Annotated in this window: 14 protein-coding genes; 5 read left to right on the forward strand and 9 right to left on the reverse strand. The window is 68.2% G+C overall.

The window, feature by feature from the left end; all coding sequences use genetic code 11:
• Positions 1 to 2: 2 nt before the first annotated feature.
• The 7 genes from Val02_RS29910 to Val02_RS29940 all read right to left on the reverse strand — a co-directional run bounded on the left by Val02_RS29910 (position 3) and on the right by Val02_RS29940 (position 7,355).
• Positions 3 to 1,103 (reverse strand): zinc-dependent alcohol dehydrogenase, encoded by a 1,101-nt coding sequence (locus Val02_RS29910; RefSeq protein ID WP_203902590.1) that lies wholly within the window; start codon positions 1,101 to 1,103, stop codon positions 3 to 5.
• Between the two features lie 39 nt (positions 1,104 to 1,142).
• Complete coding sequence (locus Val02_RS29915; protein WP_203902591.1) at positions 1,143 to 2,096, reverse strand: aldose epimerase family protein; 954 nt, start codon at positions 2,094 to 2,096, stop codon at positions 1,143 to 1,145.
• Between the two features lie 87 nt (positions 2,097 to 2,183).
• Positions 2,184 to 3,095 (reverse strand): carbohydrate ABC transporter permease, encoded by a 912-nt coding sequence (locus Val02_RS29920; protein ID WP_373317962.1) that lies wholly within the window; start codon positions 3,093 to 3,095, stop codon positions 2,184 to 2,186.
• Entirely contained in the window at positions 3,092 to 4,003 is a 912-nt protein-coding gene (locus tag Val02_RS29925; RefSeq protein ID WP_203902592.1) for a carbohydrate ABC transporter permease, read from the reverse strand. Before Val02_RS29925 ends, Val02_RS29920 begins: the two co-directional genes overlap by 4 nt.
• Positions 4,004 to 4,015: 12 nt before the next feature.
• Complete coding sequence (gene ngcE / locus Val02_RS29930) at positions 4,016 to 5,461, reverse strand: N-acetylglucosamine/diacetylchitobiose ABC transporter substrate-binding protein (protein ID WP_203902593.1); 1,446 nt, start codon at positions 5,459 to 5,461, stop codon at positions 4,016 to 4,018.
• Positions 5,462 to 5,501: 40 nt separating this feature from the next.
• Complete coding sequence (locus Val02_RS29935) at positions 5,502 to 6,524, reverse strand: MurR/RpiR family transcriptional regulator (protein WP_203902594.1); 1,023 nt, start codon at positions 6,522 to 6,524, stop codon at positions 5,502 to 5,504.
• Between the two features lie 279 nt (positions 6,525 to 6,803).
• Positions 6,804 to 7,355: a DUF6939 family protein gene (locus Val02_RS29940; protein ID WP_203902595.1), complete on the reverse strand. Its 552-nt coding sequence runs from the start codon at positions 7,353 to 7,355 to the stop codon at positions 6,804 to 6,806.
• Positions 7,356 to 7,883: 528 nt separating this feature from the next.
• Here Val02_RS29940 and chvE point away from each other — a divergent pair.
• The 3 genes from chvE to mmsB all read left to right on the forward strand — a co-directional run bounded on the left by chvE (position 7,884) and on the right by mmsB (position 11,853).
• The gene (chvE, locus tag Val02_RS29945) at positions 7,884 to 8,999 is read left to right on the forward strand and encodes a multiple monosaccharide ABC transporter substrate-binding protein (RefSeq protein ID WP_275415627.1); all 1,116 of its coding nucleotides are present in this window, start codon (positions 7,884 to 7,886) and stop codon (positions 8,997 to 8,999) included.
• A 62-nt stretch (positions 9,000 to 9,061) separates the two neighbouring features.
• Complete coding sequence (gene mmsA / locus Val02_RS29950; protein WP_203902596.1) at positions 9,062 to 10,591, forward strand: multiple monosaccharide ABC transporter ATP-binding protein; 1,530 nt, start codon at positions 9,062 to 9,064, stop codon at positions 10,589 to 10,591.
• A gap of 2 nt (positions 10,592 to 10,593) precedes the next feature.
• The gene (gene mmsB / locus Val02_RS29955) at positions 10,594 to 11,853 is read left to right on the forward strand and encodes a multiple monosaccharide ABC transporter permease (RefSeq protein WP_203902597.1); all 1,260 of its coding nucleotides are present in this window, start codon (positions 10,594 to 10,596) and stop codon (positions 11,851 to 11,853) included.
• A 57-nt stretch (positions 11,854 to 11,910) separates the two neighbouring features.
• On the opposite strand, the gene Val02_RS29960 is transcribed toward mmsB, so the two are convergent.
• Together Val02_RS29960 and Val02_RS29965 are read right to left on the reverse strand one after the other, a co-directional pair.
• Positions 11,911 to 12,828, reverse strand: coding sequence for an endo alpha-1,4 polygalactosaminidase (locus Val02_RS29960; protein WP_203902598.1), 918 nt, complete (start codon positions 12,826 to 12,828; stop codon positions 11,911 to 11,913).
• Positions 12,829 to 12,999: 171 nt separating this feature from the next.
• A complete protein-coding gene (locus tag Val02_RS29965) occupies positions 13,000 to 13,650 on the reverse strand; it encodes a hypothetical protein (RefSeq protein ID WP_203902599.1) in 651 nt (216 codons plus the stop codon).
• A 233-nt stretch (positions 13,651 to 13,883) separates the two neighbouring features.
• On the opposite strand from Val02_RS29965, the gene Val02_RS29970 reads away from it, so the two are divergent.
• Together Val02_RS29970 and Val02_RS29975 are read left to right on the forward strand one after the other, a co-directional pair.
• Positions 13,884 to 14,429: a hypothetical protein gene (locus Val02_RS29970; protein WP_203902600.1), complete on the forward strand. Its 546-nt coding sequence runs from the start codon at positions 13,884 to 13,886 to the stop codon at positions 14,427 to 14,429.
• Between the two features lie 15 nt (positions 14,430 to 14,444).
• Positions 14,445 to 14,940: hypothetical protein (locus tag Val02_RS29975; RefSeq protein ID WP_203902601.1), on the forward strand; the 496-nt coding region annotated here is incomplete at its 3' end.

Below are 14,940 nucleotides of genomic sequence, written 5' to 3' on the forward strand. Positions count from 1 at the left end.
CACTACCGGCGGCCCCGGCCCCCACGGGCGGCCGGGCGGGTCCGCCGCCGCCGGTCGTGGGAGAGCCCGGGCGCACCCGCCGGTTCGATCATCACCTTCAGCGCTCCGGCCTCCGGGTCGGCCAGCACGGCGAACGCGTCCGCGGCGTGCGCCAGATCGAACCGGTGCGTGATCAGCGAACTGGGGTCGAAGAGCCCCGCCTCGTAGAGCGAGATCAGCCAGTGCCAGGCCGAACGGGTCGCCCCGAACACCCCGTGCACCCGCAGGTTGCCCAGGCTGATCGTGTCCGGGTCGATGGTGTGCCCGCGGGCGCCGGAGATGCCGGCCAGCAGGACCGTTCCGGCCCGGCGGGCCATGGACATCGCCAGCGCCGCGCCGTCCGGCGAGTCGGTGCACTCGACGACCAGGTCGTACGCGCCGCGCAGGTCCTCCCGGTCGGCCGGCGTCAGCTGGTGCGACAGCAGCGTGTCGGTGGCCCCCACCCCCGGCCCGAACGCCACCCGGTGCGGCCGGCTGCCGAACAGCACCAGGTCGCGCGGGTTGGTGAGGCGCAGCAGCGTGACCGCCAGCAGCCCGAGCGGCCCGTCGCCGACGACCGCGATCCGCGAACCGGCGCGGGGCATGCCGATGGTCAGCAGGCCACCGGCCACGCACGCGGCCGGTTCGAGCATCGCCGCCGCCTCGATCGGCCGGTCCTCGGGCAGCGGGTACACCAGCTCGGCCGGGACCACGACCCGTTCGGCCAGCGCGCCCGGGTGGGTGAAGCCGCTCTCGGCGTACTCGCCCAGGCAGAGGTTGTTGTAGCCCTCCGCGCAGCGGATGCAGCGGCCGCATGGGCGGATGTTCTCGGCGACGACGCCGCGCCCCGGGGTCAGGCCGGTCACGTCGCGCCCGCAGGCGACCACGTAGCCCGCCCACTCGTGGCCCGGGATCACCGGGTAACGCAGGTACTGCGCGGGCCGCCGGCCGTCGAGCAGTTCGAGGTCGGAGCCGCAGATGCCGACCACCGCGGGCTCGATCAGCACCTCGTTGTGGTCCGGCTTGGGGTCGTCGACCTCCGCGAGACCGTGCTGACCGGGACCTTCGACAACGTACGCGCGCACCGGCGACTCCTGTCTTTCTCTAGGGAACGGACCGGGGACTCAGGCGCCCGCGGACAGCAGGTCGAACCGGTACACGGTCGAACCGCGATGAACCTCGCCGGGCCGCAGCACGGTCGAGGGGAGCTGGGTCTCGAGGCTGAACCCGTCGCCCTGCCGGTAGGCGCGCCCCCGGGCGCCGGCGAGGGTGCCGTCGAGCAGGTTCCCCGAGTAGAAGCGCAGGCACGGCCCCGTGGTGAACACGCTGAGCCGCCGGCCGCCGCGCGGTTCGGCGACCCGGGCGGCCAGGCACGAACCGGGGCCGGCGCGGTCCAGCAGGTACGTGTGGTCGTAGCCGCGCGCGAGCACCAGCTGCACGAAGTCCTCGCGCAGCCGCGCCCCGATCGGGGTCGGGCGGGTGAAGTCCAGCGGGGTGCCGGCGACCGGGTCGATCCGGCCGGTGGGCGCGCGGGTCGGGTCGACCGGCGTGTAGTGGCCGGCGTCGATGTACAGCTCGTGTTCCTCGACGGAGCCGCTGCCCTCACCGGCGAGGTTGAACAGCACCTGGCCGGAGGGCTGGAGCACGGCCGGCGCGTCCGCCTCGGCGGCCCGGTCGATCCGGATCTCGGTGCCGTGCAGCGTGTACGTGACGGCCCTGCGCACCCCGTCGGCCGGGTCCGCGCACGCGAGGCGCAGCCCGAGCCGGTCCCCGTCGACGAACGGTTCGCCCGTCCACGTCCCGCTGCCGGCGGTCGCTGCGTCGGACCCGGGCGCCCCGCCGCCGTCGATGATCAGATGCGGGCCGGCCGTGGCGTGGTCGACCGGGTCGGCGAGCGCGAGGATGACGTCGGCCGGCCGGCCGTCCCGGTCGGGCACCCGCACCGAGTGCAGGATGCCGCCCGGGCTCAGGATCGAGACCTGCATCGGCCCGGTGTCGAACGTGTACCGCTCGACCGGCGCGCCGCACGCGGAGCCGAACAGTTCGCGGTGGACCGCCGGCGCTGCGACCGCACCCATCGCGCCCCCGATACGCTCAGCTACTGGTCATGAGCGTTCAGTGTAGAAGGGGCGCGATGGGTTTCAGGCCGCTACGCGAAAGTTGTACTACTTGACGGCGCCGGCCGTCAGGCCCTGCTGGATGCTCCGCTGGAACAGGCCGTACACCACGATCATCGGCAGCACCGACAGCGTCAGCGCGGCGAACAGCGCCGCCCAGTCCGCCTCGTACCCGGCGGCGGTGGAGATCTGCGCGATGCCCTGGGTCAGCACCCACTTCTGGTCCGCGCCCTGACCCTGCAACAGCGTCACCGGGAGGATGTACTGGTTCCACTGGCCGATGATGTTGAAGATCGTGATGCTGATCAGACCCGGGCGGGCCATCGGCAGCATGATGCTGAAGAACAGCCGCGTGTGCGAGGCGCCGTCGATCATCGCCGCCTCGGCGACCGCGTTCGGCAGCGTCTTGAAGAACGCCGCCAGGAAGAAGACGGTGAACGGCAGCGAGTACGCGATGTACACCAGGATCAGCCCGAGGTACGTGTTGAGCAGCCCCATGTTCTGCAGCGTCAGGTACAGCGGCACCAGCGCCAGGAAAACCGGGAACGCCAGCCCCGACACGAACAGGTAATAGATGATCCGGTTGCCGAAGAACTGGTACCGCGCCAGCACATAGGCGGCCATCGAGCCCAGCAGCATGGTGCCGAACGTCGAGCACGTCACCACGAAGACGCTGTTGAGGAAGTAGCGCCCGATGTGCGCGTCGCTCCAGGCACGGCTGAACGCGCTGAAGCTCCACGAGTTCGGCAGCGCGAACGGGCTCTCGATGAAGATCTCGGTGTTGCTCTTGAACGCCGCCAACACCGTCCACAACAGCGGCCCGATGATCGCGATGGCCCAGACCGCCAGCCCGATGTGCGCCAGGAACTGGAACCCCTTCACCTCGGAACGGGTCTTCTCCTGCCGGTGCCGGTGCGGGGCGGTCGACGTCTTCGTGGGTTCGCTCACGGTCGTGCTCACAGCTCCACGGCCTCCCGTCGAGTGACCCGCAGGGTGAGGGCGGCAAAGGTCAGGGTCAGGAAGAACAGCACGACGCCCAGCGCGGACGCCTTGCCGAAGTAGGACTCGCGGAACGCCTGCTGGTAGATCTCCAGCCCGATGACGGTCGTCGCCCCGTCCGGCCCACCGTCGGCGACGGCGAGCACCTGCACGATGGCGAACGCGTCGAACGCCGCGATACCCAGGTACACCCACGCCACCTGGATCGTGTCCCACAGCAGGGGCAGCGTCACCCGGAAGAAGAGCGTGACCTTGCCGGCCCCGTCGATGAGCGCCGCCTCGTAGATGTCACGCGGGATCGAGGCCATCCCGGCGGAGAACAGCACGACGTAGAAGCCCACGCCCTGCCACACCAGCACCGCGATGATCGACCACAGGGCCAGGTCGGGATCGGCCATGAACAGCACCGGTCCCAACCCCAAGCCGTTCAGCGCGCCGTTTATCAGCCCGCTGTCGATCGGTGCGAACACCCGACCGAAGATCACGCCGATGACCACGATGGCCAGCATCTGCGGGAAGAAGAACACCACCCGGTAGAACCCCGAGCCCCAGATGCCGGCCATCTGGCCCTGCTTGCTGCCGCCTCCCACGTTGAGCAGGAAGGCGAACACCAGCGCGATGAGGATGGTGACCAGCGGCATGACGAGGAGCAGAACCCCGTGGTGCCGGAGAGCCTTCCAGAAGCGCTCGTTGTCCAGCAGTCCCGCGAAGTTGTCCAGACCGACGAAGTTGTAGTTGGGGCTCAGGCCCCGCCAGTCGGTCATCGCCACATAGAACGCCTCCACGTACGGCAGCACGACGAAGGTGACGTAGAGAATCACCGGGGCCGCGAGAAAGCCGATGATGAAGGGGTACCTGCCGCGCCGCATGGTCACCGCTCCTCAGCGCTTGAACTTCTGAATCGACGAGTCGTTCTTGACCGCGTCGGCGGCCTTCTGCATCCGCTCGCAGAACTTGTCCGCGGTGCCACCGCTGAACATCAGTTCGTTGGTGGCGGAACGGCACTCGTCGTCGAGCTTCTTGTACCAGTCGGCCCAGCGGTAGGAGAAGGCGTTCGCGCCGGCGGCCGTCGCGAGGGCGGCGCCGCTGGTGAAGCCGGGGGAGATGGTCAGGCCGTCGGTGGCGCCCTTGACGACCGTCATCACCTTGGTCAGCTCGGTGAACTTCTTCGCGCCCTCCTTGGAGAGCATGTGCCGCAGGTACTCCTGCGCGCCGCGCGGGTTCTTGCCCTTGGACGCCGCGAAGTACATCTCGCCGGCGGCCGCGAAGATGGCGGTCGACGGGAGCTTGTCCGAACCGGTGACGCTCGGCAGCGGCATCACGGCGTACTGGAACGTCGAGGGCGTGTCCTTGGCCTGCTCGTTCTCCAGCCAGGAGCCGCTGGGGTAGAACGCCACCTTGCCCTGGTTCTGCTGCAGCTGGACCTCGGTGTGCTTCTGACCCAGGAACGCCTTGTCGGAGTACTTGGCGCCGATCCCGGCCCACGCCTCGGCGGCCTTCTTGACGGCGTCGTTGGTCCAGGCGCCGGCCTCGAGGTTGTCGATGTTCTTGAGCACGTCGGTGCCACCGATCTTGGCGGCGCTGGTCAGGATCACCAGGTACTGGTAGTACGCCGCGTTGGCACCCGCGTAGCCGAACGGCGTCATGCCGGCGGCCTTGATCTGGTCGCAGAGCGCGGTGAATTCGGCCCAGGTCTTCGGAACGGCCCAGCCCTTGCTCTTGAACAGCGCACCGTCGTACCAGAGCCCGTACACCGTGTAGGCGTAGTTGAGCACGTACGGCTTGCCGTTGAACGTGCCCTGCTCGATCGCGCCGGGCAGCAGGGTGTCCTTGACCTTCTGACCCGCGATGTCCAGCGACGGCGCGTCGAAGAGGTCGGTCAGGTCGGAGGCCTGGCCGGCCTGCACCAGCGCGCCCATGTCCATCAGCTTGGAGCCGGCGTTGTTGACCATGTCCGGCGGCGTGTTGCTGCTGAACCGCGGCTGGAGCTGGGTGGCGATCTCCTCGGTCTGCGAGAACTTCACCTCGGCCTTGGGGAACTTGGCCTTGTAGGACGGGATGTGCACGTCGGTGGCGTATTTGGTGCCGAGGCCGCCGTTGAAGATGACGACCTCGAGCGGGGCGTCTTCCTTCACACCGAGCGGGTTGTCGGCCGACTTGGTGCCCTCGGCCTGGTCCTGGGTGTCGTCGCCGCCGCCGAGGCAGGCGCTGAGCAGGCCGGCCGACGGAACAGCGAGCAGGCCGGCGACCGTGGCGCGGCCGAGAAGCGTACGACGGGTCACCGCCGACGGAGCGTCCGTCGACGGGTTATCGGGGGTGCCGGACATGGTGATGGTTCTCCTCGTGAGTCTCGCGCCGAATAGCCGGTTACTGCTGTCTGGCCTCGCGCGCCGCCTTGTGGCCGGCCACGGCCTGGGCGGTGCGCTGGAACGCCGCGTGTGCGCGATCGTGCGTGCGCTGAGCGACCGCGATGTAGAGCAGGTCCAGCACCACCAGTTGCGGGTGCCGGGCCGAGAGTGCGTCCGGCCGGAACGTCGTGGCCTGGGACGCGGTTTGCAGGATGATGTCGGCCACCTCGGCGATGGGCGAACGGGGGAAGCTGGTGAGTGCCACCGTGGTCGCCCCGTGGCTGCCCGCCTCGGCGAGGAGCTCGATCGTTTCCCGGGTCTGCCCGCTGTGCGAGATGCCCAGCGCGACGTCGCCCTTGCGCAGCAGCGCGGCACTGGCGAGTCCGTTGTGGACGTCGATCCAGGACCACGCCGCCACACCGATCCGGTGCAGGCTGAACTGCAACTCGCCGCCGACCAGCGCGCTGCCGCTGATCCCGTAGATGTCGACCCGGGACGAGCCGGCGATGGCGTCGGCCGCCCGCTCCACCTCGCTCAGGTCGAGCAGGGCGGCGGTGTCGTTCATGGCCTGCGTGTCGGCCGCCATGATCTGGCCGAGCACCCGGGGCAGCGGGTCGGTCGGCTGGATCTCCCGACCGATGTCGTACGTCCAACCCGCGGCGCGGGCGGCCCGCCCGGTCTCGGCCGCGATGGCCAGGCGCAGCTCCGAGTAGCCCTCGAAATCCATCGCCCGGCAGAACCGGGTAATGGTGGCAGGAGAGGTACCACTGCCCTCGGCGAGTTCGACGATGGTGGCCCGCGCCGCCGCCGCCGGATCGCTGAGGACGTGCTCGGCGACCCGCTGCAGCGCCCCGGTGAACTCCGGGAGCCTGGCCCGCACCCGGGCCAGCACGCTGTCGGGCGCCTGATACTGCGTCGCGGTGTCCAGGGCCGGACCGTTCGGCCCGCTGGCGAGGCCGTCCGCGCTCACACGGCCGTCGACCGGGCGGCCGTCTGACACGGCCGTACCGGCGAGTGCCGCGTTTCTGTCGCGCTCGACCATCGATCTCCCTATCCCGCGTCGACCGCTCCGGGCCGCCCGCGAAAGCTCGTGGGCCGGAGTGGTCGGAGAAGTTGGTAAAATTTCTTACTGACACCCGACCCTTGTCAAGCGTCTGGGCGAAATTTTCATGCCACCTGTGATCGGACGGCACGCTGGATAACGGCCGGATAAAGGTGAACGATCACAACGGAGCGGTTACCGAAACATGGCTGACACCTGGGAGGGCTCCCAGGATGGTGAAAATTCTGCCCAGCGAGCGCTCTCTCGGCGGTCGACCCGTCAGGAGGGCCAGGCGTTCGTTACATAGGCGCGCACGAGGGCGGCGTGCGACAGGGGAGTGCGCTCGTCGGTGACGTCGCCGTTGGTCGTGTAGTCGAGCAGCACGACGGTCCGCCGCGCGGCCGTCTCGCGCAGCTCGCGCACCAGATCGGTCGCGCGGTGCTCCAGCATCCAGTGGTAGGCCGGCAGGTAGATCAGCCGGCGCGCCTCGACGTAGGGGAGCAACGCGTCGCCGTCGAGGCCGGCGCGGTGGCCGCGGACCGGACCGTTGGCCCGGACGGTGCGCTTGAGCCCGCGCATGGTGCCGACGGTCAGCTTCGTCGGGTCGACGTCGGCGCCCTCGAACACCTTCAGCGCCTGCCAGATGCCCTCGACGGAGCGGCCGGTCCGGCCGGGCGACAGCGGCACCGGGATCCCGCCGTGCGGGTAGAACGGACTCAGCCGCACCCAGGGCTCCGGTCCCCGGGAGGTCACGTCCAGAATGGCCGCGCCGGGATGGGACGCCTCGACCGAGGTCGATGAACGGCGCCGACTCACCACCACGATCGTCATACCCGGCACCTTTGCAGGTGGGTACGACAGTTCCACCTCGGTAACGTTCGTGGCGTTCGGTGTTGATAAACCGGCAACACTGGTGTTGGTTGGTGTTCGGGTCTGGTGCTTTACGGGCAATCTCGCGAGGTGTCCGGCCCGCCGGAGTCTTTACCGGGAAGGCCTGCAAGATCAATGTTCTCGTTCACATTGGCGGTTCGTACGCGGAGCCTCCATGCCGTCACCCACGGTGTGGGGCGCGCGCTGCCGCCGTGGAAGTCTGTGCGTTGGTCCCGGCCCTTGTCGGGATTGCCCGGATACATTGCGTCCGATTCGCTGTGTTGCAACTCACGCATGCGCGTTGACAGAGACTATGTTAGCGATAACACTGCCGGTCAGGACGTCTCCTCCGCCCAGTAGGGTGCGTCCGGAACAGCCCACCCACCACCCCGTCGCACGGCCTCACCGACCGGCGTCGCCATACAACCCCCACATCCCACCCCGGTCGTCGCCACGCCCGGGTTTACCGCCCCCTGAAGGAGATTTCGCATGAGACTCGGACGGTTCGCGTCGGCGGTCACCGCCCTCGTGCTTGCCGGGGCCATGACGGCCTGTGGGTCCAGTGAGAAGGACGCCGACAAAGCCGCTTCCGGCGGCAACCTGGTCGGCGTGACCATGCCGACCAAGTCGTCGGAACGCTGGATCAGTGACGGCAACAACCTGAAGACGCAGTTGGAGAAGCTCGGCTACACCGTCGACCTGCAGTACGCGGAGAACGACATCCCGACCCAGGTCAACCAGATCGAGAACCAGATCACCAAGGGTGCCAAGCTCCTGATCATCGCCTCGATCGACGGCACCGCGATCACCACCCAGCTCCAGGAAGCGGCGAAGAAGAAGATTCCGGTCATCGCCTACGACCGGCTGATTCGCAACAGCCCCAACGTCGACTACTACGCCACCTTCGACAACTTCAAGGTCGGTGTGCAGCAGGCCACCTCGCTGCTGACCGGACTGAAGGTGAAGAACGCCGACGGCTCCGAGGGTTCGGCCACCGGGCCGTTCAACGTCGAGCTCTTCGCCGGCTCGCCGGACGACAACAACGCCACCTTCTTCTTCAACGGCGCGATGTCGGTCCTGCAGCCCTACATCGACAAGGGCACCCTCAAGGTCGCCAGCGGCCAGAAGGACTTCAAGACGGTCGCCATCCTCCGTTGGGACCCCGCCACCGCGCAGAAGCGCATGGAGGACATCCTGACGAAGACCTACCAGGGCGGCACCAAGGTCCAGGGTGTGCTCTCGCCCTACGACGGCATCTCGATCGGCATCCTGTCGGCGCTGAAGTCCGCCGGTTACGGCACCGCCGGCCAGCCCTACCCGATCGTCACCGGCCAGGACGCCGAGCTGGCCTCGGTCAAGTCCATCCTGAAGGACGAGCAGTACTCGACGATCTTCAAGGACACCCGTGAGCTGGCCAAGTCGACCGTCACGATGGCCGACTCCGTGCTGAAGGGCAACAAGCCCGAGGTCAACAACACCAAGGACTACGACAACGGCAACAAGGTCGTCCCGTCGTTCCTGCTCCAGCCGGTCATCGTCGACAAGACCAACTACCAGAAGATTCTTGTCGAGAGCGGCTTCTACCAGCAGTCCCAGCTGGGCTGACCGGAAGCGCGAGAGCCCGGCCGTCCTACGAGGGCGGCCGGGCCTCAGCGATGGGAGAACACATGACCGACGACATATTGCGCATGCGCGGCATCACGATGGAGTTCCCCGGCGTCAAGGCCCTGTCGGACGTCAACCTGACGGTCCGGCGCGGGGAGATCCACGCGATCTGCGGGGAGAACGGCGCCGGCAAGTCCACGCTGATGAAGGTGCTCTCGGGCGTCTACCCGCACGGCACCTACAGCGGTGAGATCGAGGTCGACGGCGAGCCGGGGCACTTCTCCGGCATCCGCGACTCGGAGCACCGGGGCATCGTCATCATCCATCAGGAGCTGGCGCTGTGTGCGCAGCTCTCGATCGCCGAGAACATTTTCCTCGGCAACGAGCGGGCCACCCGCGGGATGATCGACTGGAACAAGACCAACCACGACGCGGACAACCTGCTCAAGCGCGTGGGCCTGCGGGAGAAGGCGACGACGACGGTCGCCGACATCGGGGTCGGCAAGCAGCAGCTCGTGGAGATCGCCAAGGCGCTGTCCAAGAGCGTTCGGCTGCTGATCCTCGACGAGCCGACCGCCGCGCTCAACGACCGGGACTCCGAGCACCTGCTCGACCTGCTGCGCGGGCTGCGGGACGAGGGCATCACCTGCGTGATCATCTCGCACAAGCTCAACGAGGTGATCTCGATCGCCGACCGGATCAGCATCCTGCGCGACGGCAAGATGATCCGCACGCTCGACCCGGCGAACGACGAGATCACCGAGGACGTCATCATCGCCGGCATGGTCGGCCGCGACCTGGAGCACCGGTTCCCGCCGCACGAGCCGAAGATCGGCGAGGAGGTGCTGCGCATCGAGAACTGGACGGTGCACAGCCCCATCCAGCCCGACCGGGCGGTCGTGTCCAACGCCAGCCTGACGCTGCGCGCCGGCGAGATCGTGGGCCTGGCGGGGCTCATGGGAGCCGGCCGTACCGAGCTGGCGATGAGCGTCTTCGGGCGTTCCTACGGGGTGGGCATCTCCGGGCAGGTCTACAAGAACGGCAAGGAGATCCGGACGCGCACGGTGCAGGAGGCGATCAGGCACGGCATCGCCTACGCGACCGAGGACCGCAAGCGCTACGGCCTCAACCTCATCGACGACATCAAGCGCAACGTGTCGGCGGCGGCGTTGACCAAACTCGCGAGTCGCGGCTTCGTCAACGACAACGAGGAGAACAAGGTCGCCGAGAGCTACCGCAAGAGCATGAACATCAAGGCGCCCACGGTCGCCTCGATCACCGGCAAGCTCAGCGGTGGCAACCAGCAGAAGGTCGTGCTGGCCAAGTGGATCTTCACGGATCCGGATGTGCTCATTCTCGACGAGCCGACCCGGGGCATCGACGTCGGCGCGAAGTACGAGATCTACACGATCATCAACCAGCTCGCCGACCAGGGAAAGGCGGTGCTGGTTATCTCGTCCGAACTCCCCGAACTGCTGGGCCTGTGCGACCGTATCTATGCGCTGTCCGCCGGTCGGATCACCGGTGAGGTGCCGCGCGAAGAGGCTACGCAGGAGCGGTTGATGCAGTTCATGACCAAGGGACAGGGATAGGTATGGCCGCGCCGACAAACTCCGACGTCGCGCTGAGCGAACAGCTGCCGGGCGCGGGGGGCGGCCCCGTCACACCGAAGCGGGGCATGCCGAAGATCAACCTTCGGGCGAGCGGTATCTACATCGCGTTCGCGCTGATCGTGGTGCTCTTCGCCATCACCACCGACGGTGCGCTGCTCCAGCCGCAGAACATCTCCAACGTCATCATCCAGAACTCGTACATTTTGATCCTCGCGATCGGGATGATCCTGATCATCATCGCGGGGCACATCGACCTGTCGGTCGGCTCCGTGGTGGCGGCCACCGGCGCGATCGCGGCGGTGCTGATGGTCGACCACGGCTGGTCCTGGCCGCTCGCCATCCTCGCCACGCTGGTCGTCGGCGGGATCATCGGCGCCTGGCACGGGTACTGGGTCGCGTACTTCGGCATCCCGGCGTTCATCGTGACGCTCGCGGGCATGCTGCTCTTCCGGGCCATCACGATGACGATCCTGGGCAACCAGGGTGTCGGGCCGTTCCCGGAGGAGGTGCGGACGCTCGCCAACGGGTTCACCGAGGGGTACCTGGGCAACGTGGGCCTCGGGCCGCTGGGCGGTGCCGACCTGTTCAGCATCATCGTGGGTGGACTCGTCGTGATCGGCTGGGCGGTCACGCAGTGGCGGGCGCGCGTGGGCCGGCTGGGCTACGGGCAGCAGGTCGAGCCGATGTGGCTGTTCCTGACGAAGATCGTCATCGCGGGTGCCGTGGTGATGGGCCTGATCATCCAGCTCGCGCGGTTCAAGAACCTGCCGTGGGTGCTGGTGCTGCTGGCCGTGCTGGTGCTCGCGTACTCGGTGATGACCTCGAAGGCCACGTTCGGTCGCCACATCTACGCCGTCGGTGGCAACCTGCAGGCCGCGACGCTCTCCGGCGTGAAGGTCAAGTCGGTCGTGTTCTGGCTGTTCGTGAACATGGGTGTGCTGTCGGCCGTCGCCGGCATCATCCTCGCCGGCCGGCTCAACCTGGCCGGCCCGACGGCGGGTAACGCGTTCGAACTCGACGCGATCGCGGCGGCGTTCATCGGCGGTGCCGCGGTGCAGGGCGGTGTCGGCAAGGTGATCGGTGCGATCACCGGGGGCCTGATCATGGGCGTCATCAACAACGGCATGTCCCTGGCGGGTGAGCCGCCGGAGCGGACGATGCTCGTCAAAGGCGCCGTCCTTCTCATCGCGGTCGCTTTCGACGTCTGGACGAAGCGCCGCGCCGGGGTGGCCGGCCGGTAAGGGGTGAGGGAGGCCGGTCCGTCGTTGGGTGGCGACGGACCGGCCGCACCCGTTGGTTCAGCCGCAGAACTGGTAGGGCCCGCCGGGGCTGACGCTCACGTCGCGGCGGATCACCGAGGCCGTTCCGCGCAGGGCGGTGCAGGCCGTGTTGTATCCGGCGCGGGTGTACTCGATCACGAACATCGCGCCGCCCCAGACCTGCTTGTACAGCTGGCACTCCGCGTATTCGGAATCGGTGTTCGCGCCGCACTCCTCGACAATGCCGAAGTCGAAGCCCAGTTCCCGGCCCATGTTCGGCTGGGTCAGGTCCCCGTTCGCGTCGAGCTCCAGTTCGAGCGTGTTCTTCTGCGCCACCGCCAGGCCGTTGGCGTGGGCGGCCGCGGTGAGCAGCCGGGCGTACGCCTTGGCGTTGTCCTCCGAGATGTAGGTCGCCCCGCTGCTGCCCGAGACGAAGGATCGGGTGAACGTGTCGAGGTTGTCGATCTCGACCGCCTGGAAGCCGTCGGCGGCGCAGCGGGCGATCCAGCCGCCCACGATGTTCGCGAGGGAGCGGCGCTTCGCGTCGGTGCGGATGTCGAACATGATCTCGCCCGGCCACTCGGGATCCTCGAAGTACTGGCCGTTGTTGCGCTTGAGCAGCAGCGCCGCCCGTTCGCTCGTGGCCTTGAACCAGGCGCTGGTGCCCTCCACGTTCGCCGCGCCGGGTTGGCCCTGGAAGCCGTTCACATAACAGATGTTGTAGAGGCCCGGAGCCGGATCGTCGCCGCGGTCGCGACTGACCACGGTCACGCCCGACGGAGGCGTGTAGGCGCCGCCGATCTGGTAGTCGAACTTGGCGCGCGGCTTCGGGTAGGAGATGGCGGCGGCGTCGGCGGCCGGGACGCCGGAGAACGCCACCGCCGCGACGGCGAGCGTCGCGGTGGCGGCGCCGACCAGCAGGGCACGGGCATGCCGACGGAACAGGGATGTGGACACGAGGCGCTCCTCGAAGGAGGGGGACCTGCCCCGCCTCGGGCGCGTCACCCCGTCTCGGGGGTCACCCTGGCGACCTGGCGCCGGATTCGGCGGAACCGCCACACCGGCTGGGCTCGATCCTGTACATCGACAGATGTAACTGCCTAGCGCCGCTCAGGTCAATATCCCGCTTCAATCGCCGACCGTAAAGTTGTCCGGGACACCGGGCTGGTCCCACGAGTTGGTCTCGTCCCGCTTGATCTTGACCGGGTCCTCAGCCGACGCCTTCTTCTCGTAGAGCGCGTCGATCCACCAGCGGTCCTCCTGGTCGAAGTCCTTGTACTCGGGGTAGTCCGCCGGCGAAGGCTTCGGATACTCGTCGGGGTACTTGTTGTCGTAGAGCGAGTAGCCGACCGAGTTGGCCAGTTGTTTGAACGTCTGGTAGCCGGTCTCCTCGGCCTGGCCGTAAAGCGCCGCCGCGCTTTTGACGATGCCGCACAGTTGGGTCAGCATGCCCACGCTGTCCGCGGGCACCGATTCCGGCCGCTTCTCGTCCTTCGCCAGCCCGTAGAAGATGACCCGGGCATCGGTGAACGTGTTGAAGAACCTGGTGGCTTCTTCCTCGGACTGGCCCGCCCAGCCGATGTGCAGCGGGATCCAGTACTTCGTCATGAGATCGCTGAAGTGCTGGATGATGGCCTCGGCCCACTCCATGCACTTGACGCCGTCGGACCACAGGGCGGTGGAGTCGATGTCGACCTCCCAGTGCCCGGGGTCGGAGCTGTACTCCTTCGGCGCACTGTCCCAACTTCCGATTTCGCCGCTGGGTCGCGAGTCAGCCATGGTGCCTCCGATTCTGCCGATCTCACCATGGGTCGCGAGCCCACCCGGGTCAACGTCCTTGATCGGGGTATCGCGAGCCGTCCCGCCGGACGCTCCGCCGCAGTTCACGCACCGTCGAAGAATCGAGATCTGTACGGTGCCCATGGCGCTTCCGTTAGGGTCCGCCCAGGTGAGCCATGCGTTCGGCGTTCATGAACGGGCCGTGCGGTCGTCGAACAGATCGGAGTGCGACATTGTCCTTTGGAAACTCGCTGCCGAAGAACCCCGACGAGGTGTTCGGGCCGCAGTCCGGTGATCCGAAGCCGATCGCCGCACGGGAGATCCAGGAGATGAGCGGCCGGCGCAGCTACACCGCGCGCGCCGAGGACATGCCGACGGCGCCACCGTTCCCGACGATGCCGACCGTTCCGGGCCGGATGCTCGCACCGCCGCCCCCGGCGCCCGGGGCCGTTCCGCGGACGCCGCGCGCCGTGCCGACCGCCGCGCCGGCCCTGTGGACGCCACCGGTCGCCGCGAACCACCTCACCGGTGCGTTCGGGACGGTCCGCGGCACCCCGCCGCGCATCGCGCACCGGCCCGCCACCCCGCGGGTCGACCGCCCGGCGGCCGCTCCCCGGCCCGCCGTCTCGGCCCGCCCGTCGGTCGAGGCGCGTCCCGCCGTGCCCGAACCGCCCCGTAGCGTGCGTCGGCACGTCGTGCGCGCCGGAGACGTTCCCCCGAAAACACCGCCCGCGCCGCCGAAGCCCGGACACCCGCCCCGGGTGCCCGGCCGGCGATAGGGGGATTGGGAACCGATGGTCGACAACCCGCAGCTCACCCGGCAGACCACACCCGACGGCTGGGTCATCGAATACGACGGTCAGCAACTGTTCCGGCAGACCTCGCCGGAAGGGACCGTTCTTTTCAACTTCGACGAGCAGAACCGCGCGCATTCCGGCGTGACCGCCGACCACGTGCGATTCACGCTCGAATACCCCCGCGACGGCGTCGTGCGACACCGGTACTCCGACGGGTCGAGCGTCACCTACGACGGCAACCAGCTGGTTCAGCAAACCGCCCGGGACGGCACGAGCTACGGCGACTTCGACGCCGATCAACGGCCGCACAGCGGCGTCACCGGCGACGGCGAACGATTCACGCTCGACTATCTTGCCGACGACATCGTGCGGCAGCGGTTCGCCGACGGCTCCGCCGTCGAGACGCGCGGCGACCAAGTGGTCCGGCAGACCACCGCCGACGGCGCGGTGTACACGGACTTCGACGCGCAGAATCGGCCGCATCGGGGCATGG

Source organism: Virgisporangium aliadipatigenens, assembly GCF_016863615.1.
Classification (GTDB): Bacteria; Actinomycetota; Actinomycetes; order Mycobacteriales; family Micromonosporaceae; genus Virgisporangium; species Virgisporangium aliadipatigenens.

Coding starts and splice junctions, on each gene's coding strand:
- mmsA (WP_203902596.1), top strand. CDS start 9,062: ATGACCGACGACATATTGCGCATGCGCGGCATCACGATGGAGTTCCCC.
- Val02_RS29965 (WP_203902599.1), bottom strand. CDS start 13,650: ATGGCTGACTCGCGACCCAGCGGCGAAATCGGAAGTTGGGACAGTGCG.
- mmsB (WP_203902597.1), top strand. CDS start 10,594: ATGGCCGCGCCGACAAACTCCGACGTCGCGCTGAGCGAACAGCTGCCG.
- Val02_RS29940 (WP_203902595.1), bottom strand. CDS start 7,355: ATGACGATCGTGGTGGTGAGTCGGCGCCGTTCATCGACCTCGGTCGAG.
- ngcE (WP_203902593.1), bottom strand. CDS start 5,461: ATGTCCGGCACCCCCGATAACCCGTCGACGGACGCTCCGTCGGCGGTG.
- Val02_RS29935 (WP_203902594.1), bottom strand. CDS start 6,524: ATGGTCGAGCGCGACAGAAACGCGGCACTCGCCGGTACGGCCGTGTCA.
- Val02_RS29925 (WP_203902592.1), bottom strand. CDS start 4,003: ATGCGGCGCGGCAGGTACCCCTTCATCATCGGCTTTCTCGCGGCCCCG.
- chvE (WP_275415627.1), top strand. CDS start 7,884: ATGAGACTCGGACGGTTCGCGTCGGCGGTCACCGCCCTCGTGCTTGCC.
- Val02_RS29915 (WP_203902591.1), bottom strand. CDS start 2,096: ATGGGTGCGGTCGCAGCGCCGGCGGTCCACCGCGAACTGTTCGGCTCC.